At 64.1% G+C, this 18,468-nt stretch carries 18 protein-coding genes and 1 pseudogene; 17 read left to right on the forward strand and 2 right to left on the reverse strand.

Annotated features, from left to right (window positions below; genetic code table 11):
• The first annotated feature begins 1 nt into the window (after position 1).
• The 3 genes from QEN71_RS30875 to QEN71_RS30885 are packed head-to-tail and all read left to right on the forward strand — an operon-like array spanning position 2 to position 3,296.
• On the forward strand, positions 2-817 hold the full coding sequence (locus QEN71_RS30875; protein WP_201646949.1) for a LolA-like protein: 816 nt from the start codon (positions 2-4) through the stop codon (positions 815-817).
• Positions 818-843: 26 nt separating this feature from the next.
• Complete coding sequence (locus QEN71_RS30880; protein ID WP_201646950.1) at positions 844-1,665, forward strand: LolA-like protein; 822 nt, start codon at positions 844-846, stop codon at positions 1,663-1,665.
• Positions 1,666-1,667: 2 nt separating this feature from the next.
• Positions 1,668-3,296: a c-type cytochrome gene (locus tag QEN71_RS30885; RefSeq protein ID WP_201646951.1), complete on the forward strand. Its 1,629-nt coding sequence runs from the start codon at positions 1,668-1,670 to the stop codon at positions 3,294-3,296.
• 27 nt (positions 3,297-3,323) lie between these two features.
• On the opposite strand, the gene QEN71_RS30890 is transcribed toward QEN71_RS30885, so the two are convergent.
• Complete coding sequence (locus QEN71_RS30890) at positions 3,324-3,965, reverse strand: lytic transglycosylase domain-containing protein (protein WP_201646952.1); 642 nt, start codon at positions 3,963-3,965, stop codon at positions 3,324-3,326.
• Positions 3,966-4,523: 558 nt separating this feature from the next.
• On the opposite strand from QEN71_RS30890, the gene QEN71_RS30895 reads away from it, so the two are divergent.
• Positions 4,524-5,300, forward strand: coding sequence for a response regulator (locus QEN71_RS30895; RefSeq protein ID WP_201646953.1), 777 nt, complete (start codon positions 4,524-4,526; stop codon positions 5,298-5,300).
• A 10-nt stretch (positions 5,301-5,310) separates the two neighbouring features.
• Here the strand turns inward: QEN71_RS30895 and QEN71_RS30900 are convergent, their stop codons facing one another.
• A complete protein-coding gene (locus QEN71_RS30900) occupies positions 5,311-6,438 on the reverse strand; it encodes a PAS domain-containing sensor histidine kinase (RefSeq protein WP_201646954.1) in 1,128 nt (375 codons plus the stop codon).
• Positions 6,439-7,100: 662 nt separating this feature from the next.
• On the opposite strand from QEN71_RS30900, the pseudogene QEN71_RS30905 reads away from it, so the two are divergent.
• The 13 genes and pseudogenes from QEN71_RS30905 to QEN71_RS30965 form a co-directional block, all read left to right on the forward strand.
• Positions 7,101-7,634, forward strand: a pseudogene (locus QEN71_RS30905) (SCO family protein); the annotation flags it as partial.
• 22 nt (positions 7,635-7,656) lie between these two features.
• Complete coding sequence (locus tag QEN71_RS30910; RefSeq protein ID WP_201646955.1) at positions 7,657-8,349, forward strand: response regulator; 693 nt, start codon at positions 7,657-7,659, stop codon at positions 8,347-8,349.
• Between the two features lie 79 nt (positions 8,350-8,428).
• Positions 8,429-8,944, forward strand: a complete 516-nt coding sequence (gene gspG, locus QEN71_RS30915) for a type II secretion system major pseudopilin GspG (RefSeq protein WP_377789351.1) — start codon at positions 8,429-8,431, stop codon at positions 8,942-8,944.
• A 54-nt stretch (positions 8,945-8,998) separates the two neighbouring features.
• Positions 8,999-10,201 carry a type II secretion system F family protein gene (locus QEN71_RS30920; RefSeq protein WP_201648022.1) on the forward strand — a complete coding sequence of 401 codons (1,203 nt, stop codon included), beginning with the start codon at positions 8,999-9,001 and terminating at the stop codon, positions 10,199-10,201.
• 30 nt (positions 10,202-10,231) lie between these two features.
• On the forward strand, positions 10,232-11,953 hold the full coding sequence (locus QEN71_RS30925; RefSeq protein WP_201646956.1) for a GspE/PulE family protein: 1,722 nt from the start codon (positions 10,232-10,234) through the stop codon (positions 11,951-11,953).
• Complete coding sequence (locus QEN71_RS30930; protein WP_201646957.1) at positions 11,934-12,824, forward strand: hypothetical protein; 891 nt, start codon at positions 11,934-11,936, stop codon at positions 12,822-12,824. The genes QEN71_RS30925 and QEN71_RS30930 overlap by 20 nt, the downstream gene beginning before the upstream one ends.
• Complete coding sequence (locus QEN71_RS30935; protein ID WP_201646958.1) at positions 12,821-13,351, forward strand: hypothetical protein; 531 nt, start codon at positions 12,821-12,823, stop codon at positions 13,349-13,351. Before QEN71_RS30930 ends, QEN71_RS30935 begins: the two co-directional genes overlap by 4 nt.
• Positions 13,348-13,917, forward strand: a complete 570-nt coding sequence (locus QEN71_RS30940) for a hypothetical protein (RefSeq protein ID WP_201646959.1) — start codon at positions 13,348-13,350, stop codon at positions 13,915-13,917. The genes QEN71_RS30935 and QEN71_RS30940 overlap by 4 nt, the downstream gene beginning before the upstream one ends.
• Positions 13,914-14,510: a hypothetical protein gene (locus QEN71_RS30945; protein ID WP_201646960.1), complete on the forward strand. Its 597-nt coding sequence runs from the start codon at positions 13,914-13,916 to the stop codon at positions 14,508-14,510. Before QEN71_RS30940 ends, QEN71_RS30945 begins: the two co-directional genes overlap by 4 nt.
• Positions 14,511-16,802 carry a secretin N-terminal domain-containing protein gene (locus QEN71_RS30950; RefSeq protein WP_201646961.1) on the forward strand — a complete coding sequence of 764 codons (2,292 nt, stop codon included), beginning with the start codon at positions 14,511-14,513 and terminating at the stop codon, positions 16,800-16,802. It begins immediately after the preceding gene.
• A 3-nt stretch (positions 16,803-16,805) separates the two neighbouring features.
• Positions 16,806-17,375, forward strand: a complete 570-nt coding sequence (locus tag QEN71_RS30955) for a type II secretion system protein (protein WP_201646962.1) — start codon at positions 16,806-16,808, stop codon at positions 17,373-17,375.
• A gap of 8 nt (positions 17,376-17,383) precedes the next feature.
• Positions 17,384-17,776, forward strand: coding sequence for a type II secretion system protein (locus QEN71_RS30960; RefSeq protein ID WP_201646963.1), 393 nt, complete (start codon positions 17,384-17,386; stop codon positions 17,774-17,776).
• On the forward strand, positions 17,773-18,393 hold the full coding sequence (locus QEN71_RS30965) for a type II secretion system protein (protein ID WP_201646964.1): 621 nt from the start codon (positions 17,773-17,775) through the stop codon (positions 18,391-18,393). The genes QEN71_RS30960 and QEN71_RS30965 overlap by 4 nt, the downstream gene beginning before the upstream one ends.
• Positions 18,394-18,468 lie beyond the last annotated feature (75 nt).

An 18,468-nucleotide genomic window follows, 5' to 3' on the forward strand; every position in this document is an offset into this window, starting at 1 on the left:
CATGAAACGGGGCATTCGGATGACGGCTGGCACGACGCTCGCGCTGACCGCGATCGCCGCTTCGCAGGTGGCAATGGCGGCGGGCGGCGGCGGCATGAGCGCGTCGCAGGTGGTCGAACGCAACGTGGCCGCGCGCGGCGGATTGCAAGCGTGGCGCGCCGTCACGACGATGATGATGAGCGGGCAGATCGACGTCGGCGGCACGAAGCCCGTCAAGCTGCCGTTCGTGATGACGATGAAGCGCCCGCACAAGAGCCGCTTCGAACTGAACTTCGATAACCAGATTGCGTATCAGGTCTACGACGGCGCGCAGGGTTGGAAAGTGCGGCCGTTTCTCGGGCGCAATGTCGCCGAACCGTATACGGCTGCCGAAGCGAAATCCGCGGCGGAAACGGCAGATCTCGACGGCCCGCTGATCGACTATGCGGCCAAGGGCAGCCAGATTGCGATGCAAGGCATGGAGACCATAGAGGGTCATCGCGCCTACAAGATCCTGCTGACGACGAAGGACCAGCGGCAGCGGCATGTATGGATCGACGCGTCGAGCTTTCTCGAACTGAAGGTTGAAGGCGATCCGCGCCGGCTGGATGGCCGCCTGCATAACGTCGCCGTGTATTACCGCGATTACCGGCGCGAAGGGGCGTTGACGGTGCCGCATGTTCTCGAGACGCAGGTGACGGGCGTCAAGCAGAAGCATCAGATGACGATCCAGCGCGTCGCGGTGAATCAGCCCGCCGACGATACGCTGTTCGCGAAGCCCCAGTTGCCCGCACAGGGACAACCGGCACCCGCGCCCGCGAAGGTCGCGGCCAAATAAGCGGCGCGTTCGCACGAGGTCCGATCATGAAACGCATCGTCACCTGGTTGCTGGCGGGCTGCGTATCCGCCATCGCGTGGGCGCAGATGCCCGCAGCCGAACATCCCCTTACCGTCGACGAAATCATCGCGAAGAATGCGACTGCGCGCGGCGGCGAAGAAGCATGGCGGCAGATTCGCACGATGCTCTGGACCGGGCACGTGGAAAGCGCGAATGCGCCGACGCCGAACGCGCCGTTCGTGCTCGCGCTGCGGCGGCCCAGCAGCACGCGCTTCGAGATCACGGCGATGAGCCAGCGGATCGTGCGCATCTTCGACGGCAGGGAAGGCTGGAAGATCAGGCCGTCGTCGGGCGGCGCGCCCGATGTGCAGGCTTATGCGCCCGCTGAAGTGCGCTTTGCGCGCGACGAGCAGGTGATCGACGGTCCGTTGCTCGATCACGCGGCGAAGGGCATTACGGTGGCGCTCGACGGCATGGAAGCGATCGAAGGGAAGAACGCTTACCGGCTCAACGTCACGTTGCCGTCGGGCGCGCATCGGCATGTGTGGGTCGATGCCGCGACGTTCCTCGATATCCGCTACGACCGCGAAGCGCCCACCCTGTCGCGCACGCCGGTGATAGTCGAAGTGACGTATCGCGACTTTCGCGAAGTGGACGGCTTGCAGGTGCCGTTCGTGATCGAGAGCAGCGTGGCGGGCGCGGCGAAGAAAGACCGGCTCGTGCTCGAAAGAGTGTCGATGAATCCGCCGCTCGACGAGGGCATGTTCATCAAGCCCGCGATACCGGGGCGCCACGCAACGGTGGCCGTGGGCGTGAGCGGCATGCCCGCGCTGCGTCCTGCGCCGTAGTCATGATGCGCGGTCACGTCGCGAGCGGGTGGCTGCTGGGATTCGCACTGGCCGCGAGCGCGCTGCTATCCACATTCGGCGCGCACGCATCGCCGCCTATGAATCCCGGCGAGGCGATCTTTCGCGACGGCATCGCGGGCGACGGCAGTGCCGTCGAAGCGACGCATCACGAGCAGCTCGCGATGCGCGGCGCGGCCGCTGCGTGTGCGAATTGCCATCGGCGCAGCGGTCTCGGTGCGAAGGAAGGCAACACGACGATTCCCCCGATCGCCGCGCAGTATCTGTTCCGTCCGGGCGCGCAGAGCGCGGACGAACTCATGGTGCCGTTTATCGACGGGATGCGCACGGCTCGCCAGCCATACAGGGAAGCGACGCTTGCCCGCGCGATCCGCGAAGGCATCGATTCCGAAGGCAGGCCGCTCGGTTATCTGATGCCGCAATTCGCGCTCAGCGATGCGGACATGCATGCGCTGATCGATTATCTGAAGACGCTCGACCGCCGCAGAGCGCCCGGCGTGACCGACACCGTCCTGCATTTCGCGACGATCATCACGCCTGACGCCGATCCCGTGAAGCGGCGCGGCATGCTCGACGTGCTGCAACACTATTTCGCCGACAAGAACGCCGCGCCGCTTGGCGCGACGCCCGCGCTGCGCTCGTCGCGCAAGATGATGTTCATGGTCAATCGACGCTGGGAACTGCATGTGTGGGAGCTGCATGGCGCAGCGGATACCTGGCGCGAGCAGTTACAGCACTATCTCGCGCAGCAGCCGGTGTTCGCCGTGATATCGGGGCTGGGCGGCCGGAACTGGGCGCCTGTTCACGACTTCTGCGAACGCGAGGAAGTGCCGTGTCTGTTTCCGAATGTCGAAGTGCCCGTTGAAAGCGAGCATGATTTTTATTCGATGTACTTCTCGCGAGGCGTGCTGCTCGAAGCGCAGCTGATCGCGCAGCGAATACGCGAGCCGGCGCGGCCCGTCAGAAGCGTGCTGCAGGTGTATCGGGCAGGCGATAGCGGCGAGGCCGCCGCGCAACTGCTCGCCACGACTTTGCGCAGACAGGGTATTGCCGTCGACAATCGCGCGTTGTCGGCTAATGCAGGCGTTGCTGCCGCGCTTCGCAACGCATCGCATGCCGATGCAGTCGTGCTGTGGCTGCGGCCGCCCGATCTCGCTGCGCTCGGCGAGGCGCCGCATCCATCGACGGCCGTGTATGTGTCGGGAATCATGGGCGGACTCGACCGCGCGCCATTGCCCGCGTCGTGGCGCGCCAACGCGCGGCTCGCCTATCCCGTCGATCTGCCGCAAGGGCGGCGCGTGCGTGTCGACTACGCATTCGGCTGGTTCGCGATCCGCCATATTCCCGTCGTCGACGAACGCGTGCAGGCCGATACCTATCTCGCGTGCGGACTGCTCGCGGAAACGCTGAGCCATATGGTGGATGCTTTCGTGCGGGACTATCTCGTCGAACGTATCGACGACATGCTCGAGCATCGCATTCTCACGGGCTACTATCCGCGCCTGACGCTTGCGCCGGGGCAGCGTTTCGCGTCGAAGGGCGGCTACATCGTGCGCTATGCGGAGCCCGACCGGCTGCGTGTCGTCGCCGATAGCGACTGGATCGTGCCTTAGACGCAAGCACCGACGCGCTCTATGTGCTCAGCCGCTGGCAGGCAGTAGCCGCCGGTATTTTTCGAGCACGCGCGGCACGTACGAACGCGTCTCGGGAAACGACGGCACCCGATAACCCGCGCGTATCACCGCGTTCTCGCCCGCGTTATACGCGGCGAGCGCCAGTTCGACATCGTCCTTGAAGAGATCGAGCAGGAAGCGCAGATAGCGCGCGCCGGCGAGCACGTTGTCGCGCGGATTGAACATGTTGCCGTCGGAGAATCGGCGTGCCGTGTCCGGCATCAGCTGCATGAGACCGAGCGCGCCCTTGTCGGAGACGGCATACGGGTTGTAGCGCGATTCCACGTCGATCACGGCGTGAATGAGTTCGGGTTGCAGATGAAAAGTTTCGCTGGCTTCCGCGATCACCGTATCGAACTGCGCGGTATCGACGGGCACAGTGCGCGAGTCGCCGGGCTGCTTTGCGCGACCAGAAGCGACAGGCGCAGCGACGATCACCGACATGCCCGCCTTGCCCGGCGTATCGGTCAGCACGACTGCGCCCGAGCGATCGACCTTGCCGAAGATATCCGCGTGCGCCGCGTGCATGAACACGAACAGCACGGCCCCGAGTACGACGGATGGCGCGGTCGACGAATGAGCCGGTCGTGTCGCTGCATGCCCGCGCATGATGGATCTCCGCTGGTGTTCTGATTCTGTTGCGCGGTCCAGCGCTCGGCAATGGGGCGTGTTCCCCTTTTTCGAATGGGCGAGTGGAGGGCTTTCACCCACTGTACAGAAACGTTACAGGTGGGCCGGTTAAGGACGCCAGCGTCTCGCGCAGTCCGGAGGCGTGTGGCGGACATGAAAGACGGAAGCAGGAGAGCGCCGCACGAGCGTGAGCGGAAACTTCTCCAATAAAGATCGCGCTGCGTGGAAATGAACTTTTTGCGGATTATTACCGAACGGCGAAACGGAAAGAAAACGATCAGAAATGAAACGTTTTTAGAGGCAACTTTTACCGATATCTGACGAATTCTTAATCGACCATCCGTCTGATCAGGCCGCGCGAGATTGGCAAGCTCCTTGCTGTTTCTGCGCGAAAGCTCGCTGCAGAGGGAACTTGAAACACGTAGTTAGCATATCGAAATACTAACGTAATGTTCAAGAAAGTAACAATCGAAAGAAGAAGAATTTGTGCTCGCCGATCTTAAAGCCATAACAGATGTCGGAGCCGAGGAGCCGAAAGTGAACATCAAACATCGAGTCATCATCGCAGAAGATCATGACCTGCTGCGCAGCGGGTTGCGATCGATGCTGTCGACGCAAAGCGAATATGAAGTAGTGGGCGAAGCGCGCGATGGAAAAGAAGCCTGTCAGATTGCGATGTCCGTTGCGCCCGACCTGATCCTGATGGACCTGTCGATGCGCGGCATGAACGGCATCGACGCAACGGCCGCGATCAAGCGGCGTTCGCCTGACGTGCGGATCATCGCGTTGACCGTGCATCAGAGCGAAGAGTACGTGCGCGAGGCGTTGCGCGCGGGCGTCGACGGTTACGTGCTCAAGGACGTGTCGTTCGACGAACTGCTCTTCGCGATGCGCACCGTCATGCAGGGCAAGAAGCATTTGAGCGCAGACGTCTACGGCTTCATGGTCGATTCGTTCGTGACGGGCCGTGAGATCGCCGCGCCCAAGAAAGCATGGGATCTGCTGACGGCGCGCGAGCGCAGCGTATTGAAGCTGATCGCGGAAGGCCGCACGAACCGGCAGGTCGGGCAGTATCTGAACCTGAGCCCGAAGACCATCGAGAAATATCGCGCGAGCGTGATGCACAAGCTCGAAATCGAAAACGTCACGGGGCTGGTGCTCGCGGCGATCAGCATGGGATTGCTGACCTCGCTTGCATCGAAGTGCGCGGAGCCGGATTCGGACGACAAGCTGACGTGTCTCGGTGTCGACGACACGCACGTGACTCATGATCCCGGCACCTTGCCGCGCATGACGGGCACGGAAGCGGGATAAAAGCGACGCGCTACAGCCGCCAGTGAGCGGTAATCTCCGTGCCGCCGTCGTCGCCGGGGTTCAGGGCGAACACGCCGCCTTGAGCCTCGACGCGATGCTGCATGCCGATCAGGCCCAGCCCGTTCGTGCGTGCATCGTTCGAATTCAGCGGATGATGGTCGTAGCCGCTGCCGTTGTCGTGAATCGACAGCCGCAGATACGCGCCGTCGCGTTGCAAATCGACGCGGACCTCCGACGCGTCCGCATGCTTGACGATGTTGTTGAGCGCTTCCTGCACGACGCGAAAGATATCGGCTTTCAGATGATCGCGTATCTCGCCGTCTTCGACGCCGCACGCGAACGCGACGCGCAAGGTTTCGACGCTCTTCTCGACGCGCCTGCACAACGTGCTCAACGCGGCGGGCAAGCCGAGACGCTCCAGCGCGAGCGGCCGCAACTCGCCGCATATTTGCCGCATCTCGCCGATGGTGTCGCGGATCTGCAGGACGGTCGAGTCGAGCAGTTGCGCGGCGTCGTCGGTATGACCGGCTCGCAGGCGCATGCGTGCGTCTTCCACCATCAGCTTGATCAGCGTCAGCGCCTGGCCCATGCCGTCGTGCAGTTCGGCGGCGAGGCGCTCGCGTTCGCGCTGCTGGCCCATGAAGAGCCAGTTCGTGAACGCGTGAGTGTCGCCGTCGATTGAATTGACGTTCGCCAGCGTCAGCGGCTCGACGAACATCAGGAGGCGCAAGGGCGCGTTGCTGGCGTCTGTTGCAATGCTCTGCTGAAACACGCGCAGGAACAGCCGATGCCCTGTGCGGCCCACGAGCGTGACGTCGAATGAACGGAACGCTTCAGCGGCATTGCTGCGAAACTCGTGCTCGGCGTGCGCGTGGTCGTCGTCGTGCGCGAAATCGGCGAGCTGCTTGCCTGCAAGCTCGGCGTTCGCGTAACCGAACAGCACCGTCGCGCTGCGATTCACGCTGACGATTGCGCCGTCGCAGGTCGTGACGGCGAGCGCCGCGCCGCGCGCGTCGCTGACATGCGCGGCATGCCCGGCATGCGGCTGCGCATGGCGCGCGGCGTGGCCCAGCTTGCGCATCGCGTCGATCAGATCGCGCAGCCTCACGGGCGGTTCAGGCGGCGTAATGGCATGCATGGGCGCTCCTGCTGATAGACCCGAAAACGTTCAAGCCGCTGGACGATTGTAGGCCGCGCACTCGACGCACGGCAACGGGGCACATGCTGCGATCCGTACGGGGAACCTCTGACCGCGAGGAGCGGAGCAACCCTCAGGTGGAAGTCTCCTACCTTGCTTTGGGTAGCTTCATCCAATGACGCTCTCCACCCGTTTGACGAGACTGACACGAGCAAGGGCGAATTGCGCGCCGGCCCCAGGTTCGCAGCCCATTGCGTCATGACGAGGAGGTTGCAATGGACACGCAAACGCGCGTACTCGGCGCGCTCATTCTGACAGGCGCGGCATTCGCAGCGCAAGCCGCGTTTGGCGCCGATCCGCAGACGCCGGCGCATCATCACGATGCCTCGATGAACATGGACGACGCCAGCGCCGACGATGCCGCGATGGCGAACATGTCGGCCAAACAGCGGGTGATGAAGCAGGCGGCAGCGGCGGCAGCGGCGAAAGAAAAAGCAACCGAAGAGGCCGCCGCAGACGAAACTCACGCCATGCCCGCCGACATGCCGATGCCCACGGCGAACGACGCAAACGATACACACGAAGCGACGACGCCCGCCGGCGCCGCGCCAAGCCAGGACGAGCAGGCAAAAGACGAACAGCATTCGATGTCCGGCGAGCACGACATGCACGCGCATCATCACGACATGGCGCCGGGCACGACCCGCACGACGGCCGACTACGCGTTGCCGCCCGTGACGCTGGTGCGCGACGACGGCAAGTCAGTCTCGCTCGCCGACGAGCTGAACGATGGCCGCCCGGTCCTGCTGACGTTCATCTACACGTCGTGCACGACGATCTGCCCGATGGTCAGCCAGACCTTCGAGCAATTGCAGGAACAGCTGGGCAGCGAGCGCGACAAGGTGCACATCGTGTCGATTTCGATCGATCCCGAAGAAGACACGCCCGCGCGCCTGAAGTCCTACGCGGAACGCTTCGGCGCCGGTCCCGAGTGGCAGTACTACACGGGCACGGTGGACGCGAGCGTCGCCGCGCAACGCGCCTTCAACGTCTATCGCGGCGACAAGATGAATCACACGGCCGTCGCGTTTCTGCGCGCGGCGCCCGGCAAGCCGTGGCTGCGCCTCGACGGCCTCGCGACACCGGACGAACTGCTGAGCGCGTATCACGAGGTGCTCTCCAGCAACGGATCGTGAAGCGCTGCACGGAGGTGGCAACGTGGACAAGATCCACCGGGTGTTGATCGCCGAAGACCAGCCGCTCTTGCGCGGCGGTCTTTGTTCGATGGTGCGCAGGTTGCAGCAATACAGCGTCGCAGGCGAGGCGAGGGACGGCGTCGAAGCGTGCAGTCTCGCCGCGGCGCTGCTGCCCGATCTGATCCTGATGGATCTGTCGATGCCCGGCAAGAGCGGCGTCGACGCGATCGCGCAGATCAAGCGGCACACGCCGCAGATACGCATCATCGCGCTGACCATCCACGCCAGCGACATGCATATGCGCGAAGCGCTGGCGGCGGGCGTCGACGGTTACGTGCTGAAGGACGCTTCGTTCGACGAACTCGTCGAGGCGATGCGCCTTGTCATGCTCGGCCGCCGCAACCCGACACTCGACGAATACGGCGCGCGGCATGGCGAACCGCCCGGCCTCGCGGCCAACACCGAACACGCGCAGACATGGAGCGCGCTGACGGGCCGCGAGCGCAGCGTGCTGCGGCTCGTCGCGGAAGGCTGCACGAATCGCGAAGTGGGCGAACAGCTGCGCCTGAGTCCCAAGACCATCGAGAAACATCGCGCGAGCCTGATGCGCAAACTCGGCGTTTCGAACGCGACGGGGCTCGTGCGCGCGGCGCTCGATCTGGGCGTGCTCGCGCTGCCCGACGAGACGTCGAATGGGTTGAACTACTTCATCTAGCCCGTCGAAAACTGGAGGGGCTTTACCCATCCGTTTGCACGGGTCTCCCTACTTAGCGCCTCCGCGCACCTGAACAAGAATGCACTCAGGTATAGCGGCAGCGCGCAGCCCGAGGGAGGAAATCAACGTGAACGATGCGAGCGACGTGAGCAGAAGGTGCGTCCGGCGGGCTGCGCGTGAACGTGGTGAGCGTGGCCAACGTGGATTTACGCTGCTCGAACTGCTGGTGGTGATGGTCATCATCGGTCTGCTGGCGGGTCTCGTCGCGCCGCGCTATTTCGAACAGGTCGGCAAGTCGAACACGAAGATTGCGCGCGCGCAGATCGAATCGCTCGGCAAGGCGCTCGATCAATACCGGCTCGACGTGGGTGCGTATCCGTCGACGGAAGAAGGTCTGCAGGCGTTGATGGCGAAGCCGCAGGACGCCCCGCACTGGAGCGGTCCGTATCTGCAGAAGAACGCGCCGCCCGACCCGTGGGATCGTCCGTATCAATACCGCTCGCCCGGCGAGCATGGCGACTACGACCTGTACACGTACGGCAAGGATGGCCAGCCGGGCGGCGCGGGCGAGAACTCGGACGTGACTTCCTGGTGAGCGGCGAGCGCTGCGGAAAGTAGCGTGAAGCAAGGCAGCGTGAGGAGAAGCGACGTGAAGTATGTGCTGCGGGTCTTCGATACGAACGGTGCGGTGCAGACGGTGCGCGTCGAGAGCGACTCGACGGCGGATGCCGCTGCCGTGGCCCGCGCGCGCGGACTGCGCGTCGTATCGGTGCGCGGCGAACGCGGCAACGCGCCGTGGCGCGTGCGCGCGCCCGCGCTCGCTCGCGGCAAGCTGAATGTCGAACTCTTCGCGCGCGAACTCGCCGCGCTGCTCGCAGCAGGCGTCGGTGTGGTCGACGCGTTGCGCACGTTGGCGAGCAATGAGCGGCGCGACGCATCGGCGGCTGTGTATCGCGGCTTGCTGCGGCGGCTCGAAGAAGGACAGTCGTTGTCCGCCGCGCTCGAACAGGCAAGCGACGTCTTTCCCGCCGTGCTCGTCGCGTGCGTGAAAGCGAGCGAGCAGACGGGCGGTCTCGCCGACAGCCTCACGCGCTATTCGCGCAACAGCGCGATGCTGCATGAACTGCGTGGCCGCGTCGTGTCGGCGGCGATCTATCCGTCGGTCTTGCTGGGGGTTGGCGCGGTAGTCGTGCTCTTTCTGTTGGGCTTCGTCGTGCCGCGCTTCTCGACGCTGCTCGAACATAGCGGGCGCGAACTACCGCTTCTTTCTCAACTGCTGATCGCGTGGGGCAGCATGGTTCACGCGCACGGCAAGGAACTGTCGTTCGGCTCGGCGGCGCTGGCAATCGCCGCTGCCGTGATGCTGCGCCGTCCATCCACGCGCGACTGGATCGCGGATCGCATGCTCGCGTTGCCGGGCATCGGCCAGTACTTCCGCGTGTTCCGTCAGTCGCAGTTCTTCCGCACGACGGCGATGCTCGTCGATGGCGGCATTCCCGCCGTGCGCGCGTTCGATCTGGCGAAGGGACTGGTAGGCCGCTCGGATCAGGCGTCGCTGGCCCGCGCGCTCGAACAGGTGCGCAACGGCACGAAGATTTCGGACGCGTTCCAGCAGGCGTCGCTCGCCGATGCGATCACGTACCGGCTCTTGACCGTCGCCGAGAAAACGGGCGGTCTCGGCCCGGTGCTCGACCGGATCGCCGCGTTTCAGGAAGCGCAGGTCGCGCGAGCAATCGATCTGATTTCGCGGCTGATCGAACCCGCGATGATGATTTTTATCGGCGTCGTGATCGGCGGCATCGTCGTGCTGATGTATATGCCGATCTTCGAAATCGCGTCGAGCATCCAATAGTTCGATGCTTCAAAAGCAGGCGAGGGCGTCATGGACACGGTGAGCACAGCGAACGGCAGCGACGGCAAGCACGAAGCCGATCTGCGCGAAGCGCTGCGCACGCTGATGGAGCGTCACGGTTCGGGTGTACGCGCGCTCGAAGATCTGTTCACGCAGACCGACATGCGCGCCGACGACCTGCTCGCGCAACTCGCTGCGCAATGCCATATGCGCGCCGTCACGATGCAGATGCTGAACGCGATGCAGCCCGACTTCGACGTCGTGCCCTTCGTCGAGGCATCGAGCCGCCTGTGCGTCTGTTTCGCCGATCCCGACGATGCGCGCGGCCTGCTGTTCGTGATCGCCGATCCGCTCGACCGGCGCACGCGCGGCAGCATCGAGCAACGCATGCGCGCGCGGCCGATGGTGCCGTATCGATGGGCGCTCGCGAGCGTCGGCGACATCGCGGCGTGGCTCGCCGTGCGCGAGAAAGACGTGCGCGCGATGGACTCGCTCGCGTTCGACGAAACAACCGTGCACGCAACCGATCCCGCCTCGCTTGCGCTGACGTTGCAGGGCATCAGCAACGACGACAGCGCCGTCGTGCGTCTGCTCAATTCGACCATCTACGACGCGCTGAAGATGATGGCGAGCGACATTCACCTCGAATGCCGCGCGCACGGGCTGATGATCAAGTGCCGTGTCGACGGCGTGCTGACGGTGGTGGGGCGCGTCGAAGGACGCGATGTCGCGGATCAGGTGCTGTCGCGCGTGAAGGTCATTTCCGAACTGGATATCGCGGAGCGGCGCGTGCCGCAAGACGGACGCTTCAAGGCCGTCTATGCAGGGCGCGAAATCGATTTTCGCGTGTCGATCATGCCGAACCAGTTCGGCGAAGACGCCGTGCTGCGTATTCTGGACCGCTATCAGCTGTCGCAGGCGTCGGGCGGTCTGACGCTGGAAGCGCTCGGTTTTCAGGAGGAAGACACGCGCTTCATGCGCACGGTCGCGGCGATGCCGTACGGCATGCTGCTCGTCACAGGGCCAACGGGCAGCGGCAAGACCACGACGCTCTACGCGATTCTCACCGAGATCAACGACGGCCTCGAAAAGATCGTCACCATCGAAGACCCTGTCGAGTATCAGCTCGGCGACATTCTTCAGATTCCCGTCAACGAGGCCAAAGGCCTGACCTTCGCGCGCGGGCTGCGCTCGATTCTGCGTCACGATCCCGACAAGATCATGGTCGGCGAAATACGCGACCCCGAGACCGCGCAGATCGCCGTGCAGGCGGCGCTGACGGGCCATCAGGTGTTCACCACCGTGCACGCGAACAACGTGTTCGACGTGATCGGGCGCTTCACGAACATGGATGTCGATCCGTACAGCTTCGTGTCCGCGCTGAACGGCGTGATCGCGCAGCGTCTGCTGCGCCAGTGCTGTGCGGATTGCGTCGTCGAAGACCGCGTGGATGCCGACACGCTCGCGCGCTCGGGCATCGATCCCGATACGGCGGGCGACTATCTGTTCCGGCGCGGACGGGGCTGCGCGGCGTGCCGTGGCAGCGGCTATCGCGGGCGCCGTGCGGTCGCGGAGGCGCTGCGCATGGACGACGAGTTGCGTCAGTTGCTGTCGGAGCGCGCGCCGCTCACGCAGATCAAGGCTGCCGCGTTTCGCCAGGGCATGCAGACGCTGCGCAACGCGGCAGTGAAACTCGTTCGGCAAGGCGAGACGACTCTCGAGGAGATCAACCGTGTCACGATGGTCGAATGATCTTTTCGGCGAGTGCATCGGCATTGGCGTCGGCACGCGCGAGGTGGCCGTCGGCCAGCGCGTGTCGCGCTGGAAGCGCTCGCGCAATGCCGCATCTGAGAACAACTCGCGGATCGTCGCGATGTCGCACGAGCAGTGCTACACGGAAAACGGCGTATTCGACGCGTTGCGCGCAGCGTTCGAAGCAGAGCCGGATGAAGCAGCACCGATAGAAAATGGCCGTTCGCGCAGCCATGCCGCACATATCGTGCTCGACGACTTCTGGGGCAATCATGCCGTCCTGCGCGGCGATTTCCGGGCGCTGCGCGCGCGGGAAATCGACGAGGTCGCGCACGCGCATTTCGCCGATACGTATGGCGTCGATGCGCAAGCGATCTGCGTGCGCGTCTGCGTGCAGCGCGGCGGACGCGCGGCATTCGCGAGTGCGCTGCCGCGCACGCTGGTCGACGGCATACGCGATGTGGGCGCGTCGGCGGGCGTTGATGTGCGGGCGCTGAAGCTGTGTCTGCCGGAGATGCTCAATCGTTCGCTCGATACGACACAGCAGCCGGACACGATGCTGCTCTTCGCCGCCGATGCGCTGTTGCAAGCCGTGTTGATCGAAGCAGGACGCTGGGCCGGCTACGATGCGCAACGTCTGTTCCCCCACGACGCGCGCGATCCGCAGCGAATCGCTGTGCTCGCCGAACAGGCATTCGAGCACTGCGCGGAACGCACTGCCGCGAAACGCGAAACCTGCGCGCTCGCGCTGCATGGCATCGATATCGATCCTGCGCCGCTCGAAGCGCGCTTTGCGAGCGTGACCGTTCATGCGTCGTCCGCGTCTTCGGTCGATAACGCGGCTCGTAGTCTGCTGGAGTACGCGCGATGAACCAGCGGCTCGACATCGACTTCGCGCGCAACAGACCGCGTATCTCGCACGCGGGGCTGGCCCTGCTGGGCGTTGCGCTGGTGTTGCTGTGCGCGAGCGGCGTCAGTTTGTGGCAGGCCTACGACGACAACGATCGCGTGCAGGAGCAGGTCGAGCAGGCGCGGCATCGTCTCTTCGCGAAGTCGCATCCTGTCGTCAAGCCCGCGACGCCCGCGGCGATGCACGCCGAGAAGCAAAGTCTCGCGGTGCTGCGCGAACTCACGGTGCCGTGGCAAGACCTGCTGTCGATACTCGAAGACTATCCGGCCCACGATGTCGCGCTGATCGGCATCGACCACAATCCGGTGCAAAGCCAGATTCGCATCACGGCGGAAGCGAAGAATTTCGACGCGATGATCGCGTATCTGCGCTATCTGCAATCGAGCAAGCTCTTGCGCGAGGCGATTCTCAACGACCACGAAATCGAAAACAACGTGCCGGGCACGCCCGTCCGTTTTCAGATCACAGCCGTATGGAGCCGGTCATGAACTCCGACGCGCTTCGCGACCGTCTCCTGACACTGCGCTTCGAACTGACGCGGCGCTTCGGCATCGCGGGACTCGCGGGCGTGCTGCTGTTGTGTGCGGCACTGATCGCGATGAACGGCGCGATGTGCATGCGCGCGGACACGCTCGGCCTCGCATCATCCGAAGCACGGCCAACGACTGCGGCGAAGAAACCATCGGCGGAAAGCGAAGCGCATTCGTATGCGGACTCCGCGATGCTGGCGACGTTGCCCGAACTGTTTCCGCCCTTCGCGCGCAGTGCCGACGACATCGCCGCGATCCTCGCGCATGCGAGCGAGAACAGTCTGACCGTCGGCTCCGCGGAATACCTCGTCGTCGCCGAGTCGGGCGGAAGATACGTGCGCTATCAGATGCTATTGCCCGTCAAGGATCAGTACGGCGCGATCCGGCGCTTTCTCGCCTCGGTGCTGAACAACTTGCCGAACGCGGCGTTGCGCGAGATTCATGTCGAACGGCCTGCCGTCGATGGCAGCGTGCTCGATGCGCGCGTTCGCTTCGAACTCGTCTATGGGACGGCGCGGCCATGAACCAGCGACTCATTCGTCATGGCGTGCTGGGACTGTGCCTGATCGCGACGATCGCGCTGTCGGTGAAGGCGTGGCGCATGCCGCGCGAGGCTTCGGTTGCGGTGGCGGCTGTGCCTGCCGTGCATCGAAGCGTGCCGCCGTCGTCGGGGCCCGTTCGTGACGCTGCGGCACACGTGCGGACACATGCTCACGCTTCGCACGAGACCGCAAAGGCGGCCAGCACGCCAACAGCGGATACGCCCGCGCAGAAACTCGCGGCATTGCGCAAGCCGATGTCGCTCGAATCGCGCAACAACCCGTTTGTCGCGTCGTCGTGGCTGCCGCCTCCGCCGCCCGTGGTGCAGGCCGCGCCGGAGCCTCCGCCGCCGCCCACGGCGCCGCCTGTGCCCTACACGTACCTCGGCAAGCTGGACGGCTCGACGCTCAAGCCGCAGATCTTCCTGAGCCGCGGCGACCAGTTGCTGATCGTGTCGCAAGGCGATGTCGTAGAAGGGCAGTATCGCGTCGAGTCGATTTCCGACGGCGATGTCGTGTTGACTTATTTGCCGCTGAATCAGAGGCAGGTCGTCTCAATGCAAAGCGAAGGAAAATAAATGACAGCCGCACGCAGCCGCGATCGGAGCCGCAACGGGGACAGCGGCTCATCCACGCGCTATCCGCCCGGTCCCATTGCTCACACGCGTCACTGGCCGCTGATGACGCGCCAGGCGGCGTGCGTCGCGCTTGCCGTGCTGGTGCTCGGTGGCTGCGTGACGCCGCCTGGGACGCGCCAGGACGATCCCACCAACGCGCAGCTGCAACTCGACTATCTGCACGACCGCGACGCCCGCGTGAATGCGGCGCTCGACGCGGCGGAAGCGTATCGCGCGAGCTATCAGTACGACCTTGCCGTGCAAAAGCTCGGCGAGGCGTATCAGATCGATCCGACGAGCGAACGTGGACGCAAGATCGGCGCGGCGCTCGACCGCGACCGGCGCGATCTGTCGACGCTGCAGGAAGCCGACCGCATGATGCAGCGCGGCTCGTATGCGCTTGCCGAAGAACGCGTGCATCGCGTGCTGGTGCAGAATCCGACCAACCCGATGGCGCAGCAGATGCTCAAGGAGATTCAGGACAAGCGCAATCAGCAGCGCGCGTTGAAGGAAGAAAAGATCGCTGCATCGTCGATCATGCGCACGCCCGTTACGCTGCAGTTCCGCGACGCCAACGTGCGGATGGTGTTCGAAGCGCTGTCGAAAACCACGGGGCTCAACGTGATTTTCGATCGCGACGTGCGCGCCGATCTGAAGACGACGATCTTCGTGACGAATGCGACGCTGCAGGATACCGTCGACATGATCCTGATGCAGAGCCAGCTCGACAAGAAGCAGCTCAACGCGAACACGCTGTTCATCTATCCGGCTACGCCCGCGAAGGAACTCGAATATCAGGAACTGAAGGTGCGCACGTTCCAGTTGTCGAACGTCGACGCGAAGCAGATTCAGGGCTTGCTGAAGAGTCTGCTCAAGCTGAAGGAAGTGGTGGTCGACGAACGCGCGAATACCGTGACGATACGCGGCACGCCCGACACGATCCGCGTGGCCGAGCAGATGATCGCCGCGCAGGACATTCCCGAGCCAGAAGTGATGATGGAAGTGCAGGTGCTTGAAGTCTCGCACGACCGGATGACGGATCTCGGTATCGAGTGGCCGAACTCGTTCACGATGTCGACGCCCGCGACGGCGAATACGTGGGGCGAACTGCATCATCTGCCCATCAATGCGTTCAACGTGAGCGGCCTGTCCGCGACGGCCAATTTCAAGCTGAGCGACACGGACGCCAACCTGCTCGCGAGTCCGCGTATCCGTGCGCGCAACAAGGAGAAGGCGCGCATCCTGATCGGCGACAAGGTGCCTGTCATTTCGAGTTCGAGCACGCCGAGCACGAGCGGGCCGTCGTATACGCAGATGGTTCAGTATCTCGATGTCGGCATCAAGCTCGAAGTCGAGCCGCAGGTCTATCGCGACGGCGATGTCGGCATCAAGCTGAACCTCGAAGTCAGCAATATCACGAAGGTGATTCAGAGCGACAGTTCGCAGGCAGGATTGACGACGCTCGCGTATCAGATCGGCACGCGCAATGCGTCGACGAGTCTGCGTCTGCGCGACGGCGAAACGCAGATTCTCGGTGGCCTCATTTCCGACGAAGATCGCGCGACAGCCGACAAGGTGCCCGGCCTCGGACAATTGCCCGTGCTCGGACGGCTGTTCTCCAATCACAACGGCGATCACGTGAAGACGGAGATCGTGCTGCAGATCACGCCGCATATCGTGCGTCCGCAGATCGCCGCCGATGCGGACACGCAGGAAGTCTGGTCGGGCACCGACGTCAACGTGCACGCCGATCAGCTGCGGCTCGATCCCGTCGTCGCGGAACTGGAGCCCGCCGTGCCGCGTCCTGTGATGCGTACGCCTGGCAGTGTCGGTGGCGGAACGACGGGGGGCGCGCAGCACAGCAGCACGCAGAACCGGCCGACGACGCCGCCAGCGAGTGCGTTCGGCCAGTTGCCCGTGCAGCCGCGCACGACGCCGCCGCCTCAGCCCTACGGCGGACGCTATTCGACCTTGCCATCGCTGCCGGCGCCCGCCGCCACGCCTGCCAACGGCGCAGCGCCTGCAGCCGAGCAGGCCGCGCCCGAGACGCCGCCTTCCGGCAACGATAGCGGCAATACGAGCGGCAGTACGAACGGCGGCGCGCCGCAAACGGGTTATGCAGCGCCGGCCGCACCGCCGCCCACTGCACCCGCGCAACCGGCGGCAGTCGCGCCACCGCCGATGCTCACGATGCCGCCCGGCGACATGCCCAGCGACAACCCGTTGCGCCCGGTCCAGAACGGCGGGTATTAGACGATGTTCGCGCTCGCATGCCGCGGCCGCTTGCTGATTGCGCGTCCTGCGAGACAGCGCGGCTTCACGCTGATCGAACTCGTGATCACGCTGGCGCTCGTCGGCATTCTCGCGCTTGCCGTGATGCCGTTCTCGCAACTGATCGTGCAGCGCGAGAGGGAACAGCAGTTGAGCGCTGCATTGCGCGAAATCCGCACCGCGCTCGATGCCTATAAGGAAGCGAGCGATACGGGTCTCATCGAGCGGGAGGCGGACGCTTCGGGTTATCCGCCGTCGCTTGCCGTGCTCGTGGACGGCGTGAAGAACGTCAAGGATCCAAAGGGCGGACTGCTGATGTTCCTGCGCCGCGTGCCGCGCGATCCCTTTTATACGGGCGATCCCGAAACGCCGCCCGAAGACACCTGGACCATGCGCGCGTTCGGCGAACCGCCCGCGCATGCGGACGGCGGCAGCGCGGACAGCGCCGATGCCGCCGATGCATCGGCGCGCGGCACAGCGGGCAAAGACGTGTTCGATGTCTCGTCGAAGTCGGACCGCGTCGGCATCAACGGCATTCCCTATCGACAGTGGTGAGCGTCATCATGAAACGCATCGCTTCCAGACGCCGCAATACGGGCTTCACACTGATCGAACTGGTCGTCGTGATGGCGATCATCGGTCTGTTGCTGACGATCGCGTTGCCGCGCTACATGCACAGCATCGATCGCGGCAAAGAACACGTGCGCGCGCAGAATCTCGCCGTGATGCGCGACGCGATCGACAAGTTCTACGGCGACAACGGCGCATACCCCGATACGCTCGACGAACTCGTCACCCGTCACTATCTGCGCGCGATTCCGTTCGACCCGGTGAACGGCGACGACAAATGGGCGGTCGTCGCATCGCCCGACGATACGAAGCCGGGCGTCTACGACATCCTTCCCGCGAGCAGCCCGCAAGGCGCGGCGTCCGATGCGGCAGGAGCCGCGCAATGAGCGAGGCGGCGGCGCGTTTCGGCGGCGTGCAACGCTCGAAAGCACACGGGACGAGCGAGCGCGGCATCGTCATGCTGACGCTGCTGATCGCGCTGATGCTGCTGTCTATTGCGCTGATGGGTGCGCTCGATGTCTGGTCCTTGCAACGCAAGCGGGAAACCGAACAGCAGTTGCTGTTCGTCGGCAACCAGTACCGCATTGCGATCCTGCGCTACTACCGTGCAGGCCGCGTGTTGCCCGCATCCGTCGACGAACTGCTCAACGATTCGCGCTTTCCCGAGCCGCAGCATCATCTGCGACGCGCCTATGCCGATCCCGTTACCGGACAGAACGATTGGGTCTATCTGTATCAGGCGGGACGGATAGCGGGTTTGCACAGCAGTTCGACCGACGCGCCGATAAAACGGTCGCGCTTTCCGCGCCAGTTCGAAGACTTCGAAGGACAGCAGACTTACGCGGGCTGGCAATTCTTCTATCTGCCGCCCGTCCAGCGCTCCAATTCCTCGCCTGAGCAGCCCAGAAAGCCGAGACCCGGCTCACCGGATGCGCCTTTCGATCCGATGAACGACGGACTCACGCGTTTCACTCCCCGAAGCCTGGGTTCTTCGCATTGGTAAGCCGTTATAAGCTCATTGAAATAGCGCTATAAGAATTCAATGGTCATGGAATTGAAATGTTTATTCGTGCCGTTG

This window comes from Paraburkholderia sabiae (assembly GCF_030412785.1).
GTDB lineage: Bacteria > Pseudomonadota > Gammaproteobacteria > Burkholderiales > Burkholderiaceae > Paraburkholderia > Paraburkholderia sabiae.